Below are 12,870 nucleotides of genomic sequence, written 5' to 3' on the forward strand. Positions count from 1 at the left end.
TCAGGCCGCCCGCCGCAGTTCGGCGGTCTGTTCCTTGAGCGCCGCGATCAGCCCGGGACGATCGAACTTGGCGACATAGTCGTGGAAGCCGGCCTGCCGGCCGCGCTCGATCGCCGCCGGCGACACCATCGCCGACAGCGCGATGATCGGCAGCCCGATCAAATTGTGGTCGGACCGGATGTTCTCGGCGAACTCGAAGCCGTTCATCTCGGGCATCTCGATGTCGGTCAGCACGACGTCGAAGCTGCCCGCGCGCAGCGCGGCGAGCCCCTCCTGCGCACCGCCGGCGGTCCTGACCTTGTAGCCGGCGGCCTTCAAGACCGGCGCCAGCATGTTGCGGAAGAACGCAGAGTCGTCGACCAGCAGCACCGACTGCGCCGAGGCCGACGGCCGCATCTCCTTGCGCGAGAACCAGTCGGCGAACGCCATCGGCAGGAAGTGGCCGACGTCGATCACTTCAGTGGCCTGGCCCTTGATCACGGCCGAGCCCAGGATGCCGTCCTGGCTGCCCGCGACCTCGATGTTGAGCTTCTCCTCGACGATGTCGATGATCTCGTCGACCACGAGCCCCATCGAGCGGCCGTCATCGGCGAACACCAGGATCGGCTGCGAGCCCTGGGTCTGCACCGCGACCCCGGCCATCTGCACCAGCGGCATCAGCTGCTCGCGGTACTGCACCATGTAGCGGCCGTTACTGAGCTCGATCTTGTCGGTTGCGATCTCCTCCAGCCGGGTGACGAGGCCGAGCGGCACCGCCTTGGGCTGCGCGGAACCGGCGCGGAACACCAAAAGCGAGGTGAGCTGCTCGCCACTCGTGGCATGGGCCGAGGCATTGTCGTCGGCCATGTCATGGGCCGAGGAGCCGGAGGCGCCGAGCGCCTTGGCAATGCCGTTGGGGTCGATGATCATGATCACGGCGCCATCACCCAAGATGGTGTTGCCGGAGAACATGTCGATGTGCCGCAGCTTGGTCGACATCGGCTTGACCACGATCTCCTCGGTGTGGAACACGCCGTCGACCACGATGCCGAAGGTCTGGCTACCGACCTGCGTCACCACGATGAAGCCGTTCTCGGCGTCGGTTGAGGTGGCGCCGTCGTCGATCTTCAGGAGCTTCTTGAGATGGATCAGCGGCAGCAGCTTGTTGCGCAACCTCAAGACCGCGGTGTCCTTGATCCGCTCGATGCGGTGCTCGGAGTTGGCGCGGGCCCGCACCAGCTCGACCACGGACAATTGGGGAATCGCAAAGCGGTCGCCGCCGGCTTCGACGATCAGTGCGGAGACGATGGCGAGCGTCAGCGGGATCTTGATGGTGACACTGGCGCCCTCGCCGGCCACGCTCTTGATGTCGATGGTGCCGCCGATCTGGTCGATATTGGTGCGCACCACGTCCATGCCGACGCCGCGGCCGGACACCGAGGTCACTTGCGCTGCGGTCGAGAAGCCCGGCGCGAAGATGAACTTGTGGATCTGGGCCTCGGTCATCTTCTCCAGTTCAGCCTCGGTGACGAGACCGTTCTGGAGCGCCTTGGCCTTGATCCGCTCGGTGTTGAGCCCGCGGCCATTGTCGGCGATGCAGATGATGATGTGGCCGCCCTCGTGATAGGCGGACAGGCGGATGGTGCCCTGCTCGGGCTTGCCGGCCGCGACCCGCTCGGCGGTGGTCTCGAGGCCATGATCGGCGGAGTTGCGCACCATGTGCGTCAACGGATCCTTGATCAGGTCGAGCACCTGGCGGTCGAGCTCGGTGTCGGCGCCGTGCATCTCCAGCTCGATCTGCTTGCCGAGTTCGCCGGAGAGGTCGCGGACGATGCGCGGCAGCTTCTGCCAGGCATTGCCGATCGGCTGCATCCGCGTCTTCATGACGCCTTCCTGCAGCTCGGCGGTGACGTTGGAGAGCCGCTGCAACGGCACCTTGAACTCGGTGTCCTCGTTGCGCCTTGATATCTCGAGCAACTGGTTGCGGGTCAGGACCAGCTCGGAGACCATGGTCATGAGATGTTCGAGGGTGTCGACATTGACCCGGATCGACTGGTTGGCGATCTTGTCGCCTTCCTGGACGTCCTCGGCGACGGCCTTGCGGGCCGGCTTCTTGGCGGGCTCGGCGGCCTCGGCGACGGCTGGAGCAGCCGGCTTCGCGACCGCTGCGGGCGCCGGCGCCACGACTTCGATCGCGGTCTCGCGGAAGGCGCGCTCGAGCTCGTCGAGCGAGACCTCGCCCGGACGTAAGGGACGCTCCAGCGTCTGCGCCACCAGCGTGCCTTCGGTCATGTCGGCCTGCACCGGCGGCGCCTCGACGACGGGGACGGATTCTTCAGCGACGGCAGTCTCGCCCGCGGCCATCGCCGCCATGCCGCGCTCGACCATGGCTTCCAGCTGATCGATCAGGTCGCGGTCGTTGCCCTCGGGCTCGGCTTCGGTCGCCTCGAGCCCGGCCAGGATCTCCTTGATGCGGTCGATCGAGGACAGGATCAGCGTCACGGCTTCCGCCTTCACCGGCATGCCGTCGCGGAACTTGCCCATCAAGGTCTCGCCGGCATGCGCCAGCGCTTCGAGCCGCGGCAGCCCGAGGAAGCCGCAGGTGCCCTTGATGGTGTGCACAAGGCGGAAAATGTTATCCAGGATCTTCGCGTTGTTCGGATCCTGCTCGAACTGCACCAGCTGGTTGTCGACCGTATCCAGGCTCTCGCTGCTCTCCGTCAGGAACTCGCGCAACAGATCGTCCATGAAAACCAACCTTCGAAAAACGCCGAAAACGCGCGGCGCGCGGCATCGACGCGCCAGACGGAACTGCGGTCAGCTTCTCCGCAAAGCGTTTAAGTTTGGTTGAGTAAATGGAAAAGAACGGGATCAACAAAGAGATAAGGCCGCACGATTGAAGCGCGCGGCCTTCCGTAACCTTTGATTAAGAATGTTGCCGCGGACGCGGTCAGGACGCGGCGATCAGGACCTTGTCGCCGTCGAGCGTGAGCGTCACTTTCAGTCCGCAAGCGTCCGCCAGCAGGCGCGTGTAGTGCGGCTGCACCGCATGCGCATCGACCGTATTCGCCGAGCTCGCATTGAGCAGATCGACGATGTTCTGCGGCACCCGCGCGTTGAGACCGGACGCGGTGATGCGGAAGCTCATGGTCTCACCCTCGCCGACCGGATCGATGATGAGGGTGCCGCCGCGCGGAATGGTCTGCTGCGCGATCACCAGCATGTTGAGCAGCAGCTTGACCCGGTTCTTCGGCAGCAGCAGCCGCGGCAGATTCCAGGTCAGCGTCACCTTGCCGTCCTCGATATGCCCCTTCGCCATGTTCTGGGCATCGCCGAGATCGATCTGCGCACCGGAGGAACCAGCCGCGCCGAACGCCAGCCGGCAGAACTGCAGCCGTGCCGACGCGGTCTTCGCGCTCTTTCGGATCAGATCGAGCGCGAATTCGCGGTCTTCGGGCTTGGGGTTGTCGTCGAGGACCTCAAGCCCATTGACGATCGCGCCGACCGGACTGATGAGGTCGTGACAGACCCGCGAGCACAACAACGCCGCGAGTTCGAGTGCGTCGGGAGCGGGACCGGGAGACGAAGTGGTAGACATCAATTGTTTCCTGGAAAGCCGCACGCCGACCGAGGAGTGCGAATCACGCATGCCTGTCGGCTTGATACACCGCGCAGACGGATGCTGCCAGCTTGCGGCGGGACTGGCATCATGATCTCAGGGGAAGACGAACAGGACATGAGACCCGCCCATGAATAAGGCACAATCGGCCGCCGTCGACTGCGACAAGGCCGCCACGCTGCTCGAATCGCTGACCGAGCTCGTGATCCGGGCCGGCGAGGCGATTCTCGCGGTCGACCGTTCCGCGATGCGGGTTGCCGGCAAGGGTGACGGGTCGCCGGTCACGGAAGCCGATCTCGCCGCCGACCACGTCATCGTCGAAGGCCTGACGCGGCTTGCGCCGCACGTGTCGCTGCTGTCGGAGGAGCGCGTCCATCTGGCGACGCCCCCTACAAGGACAGCTTCTTCCTGATCGATCCGCTCGACGGCACCAAGGAGTTCGTCGCCGGCCGCGATGAATTCACCGTCAATGTGGCGCTGGTCACGCACGGCGTGCCGCTGCTCGGCATCGTCGGCGCGCCCGCGCTTGGGCTGATCTGGCGCGGCGTCGTCGGCAAGGGCGCGGAACGGCTGACCCTGCGCAACGGCGCGGTCTCGCAGGCGGTGCCGATCCGGACCCGTCCCTGCCCGCCGCGCGGCGCGTCCTGGACCGTTGCGGTCAGCCGCTCGCACGGCGATGCGCGAACCGAATCCTTCATCGACGAACGGGGCGGCGCAGTCCGAGCCGTGCTGGGATCGGCCGTCAAGTTCGGCCGCGTCGCCGAGGGTGAGGTCGATATCTATCCCCGGCTCTCGCCGACGTCCGAATGGGATGTCGCGGCAGGCCACGCGGTCGTGGTCGCGGCCGGCGGCAAGGTGACCGATTCGAACGGCCACCCGTTGCATTTCGGATTGGGCCGCGAGGATTTTCTGGTGCCGGAGTTCATCGCATGGGGCGATCCTGCCGCGGCAGGATGATCACTGCGCGAGATTCTCTTCCAGCTCTGGCCAGCGCGCCGCGGCTTCCTTCAGGAAGCGCGCGGGATCAGCCGCGAAGGCGTCGCGGCTGTGTTCCCGGTTGAACAGATAAAGCCTGTTGCCGACGACGGCCCAGAACCGCGGATTGCCCGCGCAGGTCACGCCCCGTACCAGATCGGTCGGATCGTAGCCACCGAACTGCGGACCATAGATTTCGGGATGCGCCACGAACGAGGCACGGTTGCCCTCGTTGCGGAAACGCCAGACAGCACCGCTGCCGGTGGCTTCGAATTCGGGCCGCCCCTGGGTGGCAGCGGCGTCGGTGAAATAGGCGACAGGATCGAATCCTTCGATCGCCAGTCCGGAGTAGCGGTTCGTCACCACGCGCTCGGTCGTGGTGGCCGCAACGGGCAAAGCGGGCCAAACGGCCGTCAAAATGCCCGCCAACAGGCCGAAAAACGCCATTCCACGGCACGATCCATATCTTTCCTGCCGTTGTGCCGTCATAGTTGATACCGATAACATCCGAGTCGAGGGGACACTGGGCGCAACCTAGGGCCGTGCCTGTTGGCATCAGGTTAAGGGGCAGCGCCCGGATTTCGATAGCAGGGGTTCTTTATGACTTTCGCATCACGCCTTGCCGCGGTCGCGTTTGCCGCGCTGATGTGCTGGAGCGCAGGGGCGTCCGCGCAGCAGCCTCCGCCGCAATATCCGCCGCCGCAGCGTGAGCCGACACCGTATACTTACGGGCCCGAAGAGCTGGTCGGCGCCGGACACAAGTTCTTCGGCAACGTCTCGCGGGGATTGGCCTCGGTCATCGAGCGCGCGGTCAGCCAATGGGGTCTGCCCAACGGTTATGTGCTCGGCGAGGAAGGCTCCGGCGCGTTCGTGGCCGGGTTGCGCTATGGCGAAGGCACGCTCTACACCAAGAACGCCGGCGACCTCCGGGTCTACTGGCAGGGACCCTCGGTCGGCTTCGACTGGGGCGGCGACGGCGCCCGGACCATGACGCTGGTCTACAACCTGCCCTCGACGCAGGCGATCTATCAGCGCTTCGTCGGGATCGACGGCTCGGCCTATATCGTCGGCGGCTTCGGCATGACGGCGCTCACCGCCAACAACATCGTGCTGGTCCCGATTCGCTCCGGCATCGGCCTGCGGCTCGGCGCCAGCGTCGGCTATCTCAAATTCACCCCGCGCGCGACCTGGAACCCATTCTAGGCCATCGCCCTGATCGCCTGTGGCAGCGCGCTCCGCCACGGCCAGCGATTTACCTTAACGCGGCAAACGGGCTGGCCTTCGGCCGGCCGGCCATGGCATTGTGATTAACAAATTCCTTCTTCCCTGGAGTGACCCTTCATGATCGAGCCGATCATGTACGCGGCGATCGGTTTCCTGATCTCGATGCTGTGCGGCCTGATGATCCTGCCGCTGGTGCACAACCGCGCGGTACGGCTGACCACGCGGCGGATGGAAGCGGCCACGCCGTTGTCGATGGCCGAGATCCAGGCCGACAAGGACCAGCTCCGCGCCGAGTTCGCGATGTCGGCCCGCCGGCTCGAAATGAGCGTCGACCAGCTCAAGAGCAAGACCACGAGCCAGCTCGCCGAGCTCGGCAAGAAGACCGATGCGATCAACCGCATGAAGATCGAGCTCGGCGAGAAGAACGCCGCGATCTTCGCGCTGGAGGCACGCGAGAAGGCGATGAAGGAGCAGCTTCACGCCACCGAGGAGGAGTTCACTGCCAAGACCGAGCTGCTGCGCAACGCCGAGCAGGCGCTGACCGACAAGCAGAGCGAGCTCGGCAAGATCAACGCAGCACTCAACGACCGCTCGATGACCGCCGACAGCCGCCAGATCGAACTGGTCGCGGTGCGGACCCAAGTCGAGGAGTTGAAGACCCGGGTCGGCGACGCTGCCAAGGAGTTCGCGGCGACCGAAGCCCGCCTCACCCACGAGCGCAACCAGTCGGAAACCGCGACGCGCGATCTCACCGACGCGCGCGGCCGGGTCGAGAATCTGAGCCAGCGCGTCACCGATCTCGACCGCCAGCTAATCGCCCAGGTCAAGGAAGCCGAGATGCTCGGCAACCGCGTCACCGACCTCGAGACGCGGCTTGCGACCCAGGGCAAGCTGCTGGCCGAGCGCGAGTTCGAGAACGGCGAGCTCAAGCAGGCCAACGCCGTCGCCGAGCGCACGGTGCAGGAGCTGCGCGAGGAGATCGCCGCGGCGGGTGGCGGCAAATCGTCCGTGCTCGAGAAGCTGCGCCAGGAGAAGGCGGCCGTCGAGGAGCAACTGCACGTCGCCCGCGACGAACGCGGCAAGCTGCAACGCGACATCAACGCGATCCAGCAGCAGGCCGAGAGCTCCTGGGCGACCGAGCGCATGGAGAACGCGCTGCTGCGCGAGCGCATCAATGACATCGCCGCCGAGGTGGCCAAGCTCGCGATCCAGCTCGAGGGCCCGAATTCGGCGATCGAGGCCATGCTGGCGGCCGAGCCGGCCGTGCCACCGAAGGCCGCCGCCAAGCCCGCGGGCAGCACCGCAAACGGCGCCGCCTCGCCGGGCAGCGGGATGCCGGAATCCGGCGGGACGCTGGCCGAACGCATCCGGGCGCTGCAATCGCATGCCTCCCGCGCCCGTCAGCAGGGCGCTTGATCTTCCGAGGGGTTCGATTCCTGATTCCTGAAGGTCGTGGCTTGACACCCCTACCCGGCACTTCGTAAATCGCACGCTCTGACGAAGCGCCGCTATCGACCGGCCGCCAACCAGCGGCCTTTGGCACGTCAGACGTCCCGGACGCATAGCTCAGCGGGAGAGCGTTCCCTTCACACGGGAGAGGTCCAAGGTTCGATCCCTTGTGCGTCCACCATTTCCCTTCCCGACCGCCAACCCGACCATAGCCGCCAGAGCCAGCTCAACGCCGTCTGCGTACCGCTCTGCCGCAGCGCAGCAATATGACAGCGAGGTTCCGGCCAGCCGGTTCCTCCACGGAGTCCTACGGGGTTTTGTTTGCAGGCTTCCTCGGCTACCTTCCCGGAACTCGCGGAGGCCGGGGACGTCTCGATGCGCAAGAGCAATGACTACATTCTGAAGCTGCGGCCTTGGTCGTTGTCGACGTTCGTCGTCGCCCTGCTTGCCGTGGTGCTGGCCACCGCGACGCAGGAGATGTTCGCGAGTTTCGGCATGCAGTTCTATTTCGCGGGCTTCGTGCCGGCGATTCTGATCGCCGGCCTGATGGGCGGCGCTCCGGCCGGCGCGTTTGCGACGATCATCACGGTGCCGATCGTCTGGTGGGTGTTCATGCCGCCTTATTTCGAATTCGCCTGGCCAACAGCCGACGATTACGACAGCATCGCGATGTTCCTGCTGTCGAGCGCGCTGCTGGTCAGCTTCTCGCAGCTCTACCGCGAAGCGCTGGTGATCCTGCGCAAGTAGGCGCGCGGCTTAGGCCGTTCCCGCTCGCCTGCGACGGCGAGCCGGTTGCTTGCACCGATGGCCCGCCTCAGATCCCGAACATCCAGACCGCGACGATGGTGGCCAATGTCGCCAGGCCGCTGATGGTCCAGCCTACCGCGTATAAGGTGTCGTCGGGGGCCGTGTCGAGTATCGTGCCGGTGGTTTCCGTCATTGATCGCCAGCGCATGCCGCGCCTCCTCGAAACTCCTGCCCAGCGACATAACGCGGCTCCCGGTTCCCGGTTCCGTCGCTTCGACGCTGGCGCCGATCACGAGCCATTCACGGACTGCTGATCCCTGCCGCGGAACCTGCGACATTCTGTCCCGTTGAGGGGCGTTTGAAACCAACTTGGGAGAACAATCCGATGCGAACCCTGATCCTCGCCGCCACCGCGCTCGCCTTCGTATCAACCGCAGCACTCGCACAGGACAAGGCGGGCGGCAGCCCGGCCCCCGCAGCGCAGAGCGGCGACACGGCAACCAAGGGCGAGGCGACCAAGATGGCGCCGAAGAAGAAGGCCAAGAAGTCCGCGAAGAAATCGAGCGCCAAATCCGGCGCCGCGACGACCGGGGACGATGCGGCCAAGCAATAGACAGAAACAGTCGCAGCAAGCGATCACGGAAAAGGCCGCCCGCGGGCGGCCTTTTTTGCTGTCTGCGGTGGGATGCTGTCCCCGCCCCGTCCCGTCGCAATCCGCTGCGCCGATCATCGAGGCCGGTGAATTCGAGTGCGGAGGGGGAGCGAAATAGTTGCGAAACCGGCAATCGGCACCGCCATCGGATCGTTCTGAAATAGACCACCAGCCTCAGAAATTGCTCCACCTGCCGCGCCTCAGTTCTGCCGCGAGTTCGCAGATGGCGCATGATCCAAACGGGCTATCACCACAGCGCGGAGAAAGATTCATCGATCGGCATCGTGCTGAACGCCGTTGTCGCGCTCGCCAGCCAGCCCGCTCTCTCGCAGCCGCTGCGCAAACCAGCGCGATGCGGCGCTGTCGATGGCGCCGCCGGCATAAACCTCGGAAGCGCTCACTCCGCTCCGCCCCACGATCACCAGCACGCCGATCGCGTAGGCGAACCAGACGTTCGGATCGGTCAGCGCCTGCAACTTGCGCTGATCGTGCTCGAGCGGCTGGTGGTTGCTGTCCTTGCGCAGCTCGATCGCCAGCAGATTGTTCGGGATGTCGCGCTGATGCACGACGATATCGGGATAGATCGACTTGCCGAGATGGTCATCGGTCGAGCTGCCCGAGCCGCGCGGCAGCCGCAGCGTGCGCTCGCCGAGCCGATCGTAGTTGCAGTCGACCTGCCAGCCGGCGAACTGCCGCTCGACATAGACCGCGAGCCGGTGCGTCAGCGTGCGCTCGCCGAGATCGCGCTCCAGCAGGAGCGTTTCCTGCGCATAGAATTCCTCTACGGCGGCGATCACCTTGTTCAGCTCGGTCTGCATTGACGCCTCCGACTGGACTGGACCGCCGCCGCGGCCGTTGAACCGGCGCTGCTACACCTGCACTTCGATCAACCGCGGTCCCGGCTCCGCAATCGCTTCGGCCAACGCCTTGTTGAACTCATCGGCCGTCGTCACCGCCCTGCCCGGCACACCCATGCCCTTCGCGAGCGCGACGAAATCAAGGGTCGGACTGTCGATCCGCAGCATGTCCTGCGCCCGCTTGCCCGGCTCGCCGGCGCCAACGCCGTCGAACTCGCCGCGCAGGATCTGATAAACGCGGTTGGCGAACACGATGGTCACGACGTTGAGCCCCTCGCGGGCCTGCGTCCACAGCGACTGGATGGTGTACATCGCGCTGCCGTCGCCGACCATGCAGATCACCTTGCGGTCCGGACAGGCCACCGCCGCACCGGTTGCGACCGGGGTCGAGTAGCCGATCGAGCCGCCGAGATTCTGGATCCAGTCGTGCGGAGCGGCTCCCGCCGTCAGCGGAAAGAAGCCGCGCCCGGTGGTGATGGACTCGTCGACCAGGATGGCGTTGTCAGGGACCGCTGCCGCGATCGCCTGCGCGATCGACGCATGATTCAACGCGCCGGTCGGCTTGACGAGATCGACCGCGACCTGCGGCTTCGCATCGGCGGGCTTGGCGCCGACCGCCGAGGCCAACGCCTCCAGCGCCGCGACCGAATTTTCCCCGCTCGCGGTCATGCGATGAACGTCGCACCCTTCCGGCTTGAGCAGGCTCGGCTTGTTCGGATAGGCAAAGAAGGCGACCGGCTCGTTGGCTTCGAGCAGAACGATGTGCCGGAAGCCCTTCAGCGCGGCCAGCGCCTGCTCGACCACATAGGGCACCCGCTCGATCGAGAAGCGGCCGCGGCCACGCGCCATCCTCGGGCTCGCCAGCGGACCCATCACCTTGCAGCCGGTCTTGCCGGCGATCTGCGCCGCCAACGCCAGTCCCTTCTCCGTCACCGCGCTGCCGGTCATCAGCAGCAATGTCGGTTCACCGCTGCGCAGCAGCCGGGCAGTGTTCTCGACGGCCGCGGCCGAATAGCTTTCGCCCTGCGATCCGGCCGGCACCTGGGCGACGCCATCGGCCTGGTTCCAGGCGGTGTCGGCGGGCAGGATCAAGGTCGCGATCTGCGGCGGCGCGCCGGCGGCGGCAGCGATCGCAGCCGCGCCGTCAGCCGCGACCGACTTGGCGTCCGGCGAGGTGCGCACCCAGGACGACATCGGCCGCGCCAGGCCCTCGATATCCGAGGTCAGCGGCGCGTTGTATTCGATGTGGTAGGTGGCGTGCTGGCCGACGATGTTGACGATGCCGGAATTCGCCTTCTTGGCGTTATGCAGATTGGCAAGGCCGTTGGCGAGGCCGGGCCCGAGATGCAGCAGCGTCGAGGCCGGTGTTCCCTTCATGCGGAAATAGCCGTCGGCCGCGCCGGTAACGATGCCCTCGAACAGGCCGAGCACGCAGCGCATGCCCGGCACCTTGTCCAGCGCCGCGACGAAATGCATCTCCGAGGTGCCTGGGTTGGTAAAACAGACATCCACGCCGCCTGCGACCAATGTCCGCACCAGACTTTCCGCACCGTTCATGCTCACGCTCCCGTTTCGAGATGTTCTTGAGGTCGTTCCAGATCAACCATTCTTCGTCGGCTTCGTCAAAGGTTTGACCGGACAATGCAGGTATCGCGCCCGATCTGTTGCCTTTTTAAACCGTGTTGTTCGAAAGTGCACAAAGTCACGGCTTCGTCGCTTGCGAAGCGCCGGTAATTGTGGCCTTTCTGAGCGCATATTCGATTGTTCGCGAGGACGATGACCATGCGCCCGATTGCCCTGATGTTTGCCGCGCTCACGGTCCTGGCAGGTGCCGGCCAGGCCCAGGCTCAATTCTTCGACTCGCGCGGCTATCAGTCCGAAGCCCCGAGCTTCTTCGGCAATGGCGCGAGCCCGATCCCGCGCGCCACCGTCAACTATCCGACCGATTATGCCCCCGGCACCATCGTGGTGAACACCGCCGAACGCCGGCTCTATCTGGTGCAGGCAAACGGCCAGGCCCTGCGCTACGGCATCGGCGTCGGCCGTGACGGCTTCCGCTGGAGCGGAACGCATCGCATCACCGCGAAGAAGGAATGGCCGGCGTGGACGCCGCCCTCGCAGATGCTGCGCCGCCGCCCCGATCTGCCGCGCCACATGGCCGGCGGCATCGAAAATCCGCTCGGCGCGCGCGCGATGTATCTCGGCTCGACGCTGTACCGGATCCACGGCTCGAACGAGCCCGAGACGATCGGCCAAGCCGTGTCGTCGGGCTGTTTCCGCATGACCAATGACGACGTCAAGGACCTCTATGACCGGGTCTCGGTCGGCACCACGGTGGTGGTGAAGAATTGATCGCAGCGGGACGCTGCCATTCGGCAGGATCGCTGATCCCGGCCTGATCCTGTCTTGCGCTGCCGCACACCTTGCGGCAGCGTGGTCGGAATGCCCCAGCACCGATTTTCGATCCTGCCCGTTCTCGCCGCGGCGTTCGCCGTTTGCCTCACCGATGCCGTCGTGCCCGCGACGGCCGCCGAGATTCCGGCCATCGTCTCGCGCCAGCGCCACGAGAAGAAGACCTTCACCGACGCCGAGATCGTCGAAGGTTTTCTGAAGACGGCGTTCGGCGCCGAGTTTCATCTCGCCGGACGGGTCGACCGCATCCGCAAATACGACAGCCCGGTGCGCGTGTTCGCCGACGGCAGCCGCGCCGACCGCAAGGCGCAGCTCGCGAAGGTCGTCGCCGACATTCGCGCCAAGGTGCAGCATCTCGACATCGCGATGACCGAGGACAAGGATGCGGCCAATGTCGTGGTCAAGCTGGTGCGCGACCACGATCTCTACCGCACCATCGCGACGTTCTACGGCCAGGAGCGCGCCAAGGAAATCCGCTCCTCGCTCGACCCGCAATGCCTGTCCGGGTTCCGCAAGAACGACAATTACGAGATCGAACATTCCGACGTGATCCTCACCGTCGACAACAGCGATTTCGTCTTCTTCGATTGCGCCTATGAAGAGCTGCTGCAATCACTCGGCCCGATCAACGACACCGCGACCGTGCCGTGGACCATGTTCAACGACAGCGTCTCGATGGGCTTTTTCGACGTCTACGACCAATATCTGCTCAATCTGCTCTACGACCCCCGCATCAAGCCAGGCATGAACGTGCAGGAGGTCAAGGCCGTGCTGCCCGAGGTGCTCGCCACGGTCCGCGCCTGGGTGGCGAAGGTGAACCATCTGGAATGAGTGGCGGCGCGATTGGCGCACGCTCTCGCGGCACACACTGCCGTCGTCCCTGCAAAGGCAGGGACCCATACTCCGCGGCGGGTATGGTTGAAGAGACTCGTCGGTCGAGCCTCGCGCAACGATGA

At 65.4% G+C, this 12,870-nt stretch carries 12 protein-coding genes, 1 tRNA gene and 1 pseudogene; 8 read left to right on the forward strand and 6 right to left on the reverse strand.

Features of this window, described 5'->3' with window-relative positions:
• Together CWS35_RS35175 and chpT are read right to left on the reverse strand one after the other, a co-directional pair.
• Nucleotides 1-2,727: a hybrid sensor histidine kinase/response regulator gene (locus CWS35_RS35175; RefSeq protein ID WP_100955679.1), complete on the reverse strand. Its 2,727-nt coding sequence runs from the start codon at nucleotides 2,725-2,727 to the stop codon at nucleotides 1-3.
• 202 nt (nucleotides 2,728-2,929) lie between these two features.
• Nucleotides 2,930-3,577 (reverse strand): histidine phosphotransferase ChpT, encoded by a 648-nt coding sequence (chpT, locus tag CWS35_RS35180; RefSeq protein ID WP_024583740.1) that lies wholly within the window; start codon nucleotides 3,575-3,577, stop codon nucleotides 2,930-2,932.
• Between the two features lie 151 nt (nucleotides 3,578-3,728).
• Between chpT and cysQ the strand changes: the two are divergent.
• Nucleotides 3,729-4,555: pseudogene (gene cysQ / locus CWS35_RS35185) on the forward strand (3'(2'),5'-bisphosphate nucleotidase CysQ).
• Here cysQ and CWS35_RS35190 read toward each other — a convergent pair.
• Nucleotides 4,556-5,020, reverse strand: coding sequence for a YHS domain-containing (seleno)protein (locus tag CWS35_RS35190; RefSeq protein ID WP_024583742.1), 465 nt, complete (start codon nucleotides 5,018-5,020; stop codon nucleotides 4,556-4,558). It abuts the pseudogene before it with no gap.
• A gap of 153 nt (nucleotides 5,021-5,173) precedes the next feature.
• Between CWS35_RS35190 and CWS35_RS35195 the strand changes: the two genes are divergently transcribed.
• From CWS35_RS35195 to CWS35_RS35210, 4 genes are all read left to right on the forward strand, one after another.
• Entirely contained in the window at nucleotides 5,174-5,776 is a 603-nt protein-coding gene (locus CWS35_RS35195) for a DUF1134 domain-containing protein (protein WP_100955680.1), read from the forward strand.
• A gap of 138 nt (nucleotides 5,777-5,914) precedes the next feature.
• Nucleotides 5,915-7,213, forward strand: coding sequence for a hypothetical protein (locus CWS35_RS35200; protein WP_100955681.1), 1,299 nt, complete (start codon nucleotides 5,915-5,917; stop codon nucleotides 7,211-7,213).
• Nucleotides 7,214-7,352: 139 nt separating this feature from the next.
• Nucleotides 7,353-7,427 (forward strand) — tRNA-Val (locus CWS35_RS35205).
• A 194-nt stretch (nucleotides 7,428-7,621) separates the two neighbouring features.
• A complete protein-coding gene (locus CWS35_RS35210) occupies nucleotides 7,622-7,993 on the forward strand; it encodes a DUF4118 domain-containing protein (protein ID WP_024583745.1) in 372 nt (123 codons plus the stop codon).
• Between the two features lie 67 nt (nucleotides 7,994-8,060).
• Here the strand turns inward: CWS35_RS35210 and CWS35_RS39285 are convergent, their stop codons facing one another.
• On the reverse strand, nucleotides 8,061-8,201 hold the full coding sequence (locus tag CWS35_RS39285; RefSeq protein ID WP_157817319.1) for a hypothetical protein: 141 nt from the start codon (nucleotides 8,199-8,201) through the stop codon (nucleotides 8,061-8,063).
• Nucleotides 8,202-8,378: 177 nt separating this feature from the next.
• Between CWS35_RS39285 and CWS35_RS35215 the strand changes: the two genes are divergently transcribed.
• Complete coding sequence (locus CWS35_RS35215) at nucleotides 8,379-8,606, forward strand: hypothetical protein (RefSeq protein ID WP_024583746.1); 228 nt, start codon at nucleotides 8,379-8,381, stop codon at nucleotides 8,604-8,606.
• Nucleotides 8,607-8,914: 308 nt separating this feature from the next.
• On the opposite strand, the gene CWS35_RS35220 is transcribed toward CWS35_RS35215, so the two are convergent.
• Together CWS35_RS35220 and CWS35_RS35225 are read right to left on the reverse strand one after the other, a co-directional pair.
• Nucleotides 8,915-9,463 carry a hypothetical protein gene (locus tag CWS35_RS35220; RefSeq protein WP_100955682.1) on the reverse strand — a complete coding sequence of 183 codons (549 nt, stop codon included), beginning with the start codon at nucleotides 9,461-9,463 and terminating at the stop codon, nucleotides 8,915-8,917.
• Nucleotides 9,464-9,514: 51 nt separating this feature from the next.
• Nucleotides 9,515-11,059, reverse strand: coding sequence for an acetolactate synthase large subunit (locus CWS35_RS35225; protein WP_100955683.1), 1,545 nt, complete (start codon nucleotides 11,057-11,059; stop codon nucleotides 9,515-9,517).
• A gap of 225 nt (nucleotides 11,060-11,284) precedes the next feature.
• Between CWS35_RS35225 and CWS35_RS35230 the strand changes: the two genes are divergently transcribed.
• Nucleotides 11,285-11,854, forward strand: coding sequence for a L,D-transpeptidase (locus CWS35_RS35230; protein WP_024583749.1), 570 nt, complete (start codon nucleotides 11,285-11,287; stop codon nucleotides 11,852-11,854).
• A 90-nt stretch (nucleotides 11,855-11,944) separates the two neighbouring features.
• On the forward strand, nucleotides 11,945-12,745 hold the full coding sequence (locus tag CWS35_RS35235) for a DUF2927 domain-containing protein (protein WP_024583750.1): 801 nt from the start codon (nucleotides 11,945-11,947) through the stop codon (nucleotides 12,743-12,745).
• The last annotated feature ends 125 nt before the right edge of the window (nucleotides 12,746-12,870 follow it).

It is taken from the genome of Bradyrhizobium sp. SK17 (genome assembly GCF_002831585.1).
Lineage (GTDB): Bacteria > Pseudomonadota > Alphaproteobacteria > Rhizobiales > Xanthobacteraceae > Bradyrhizobium.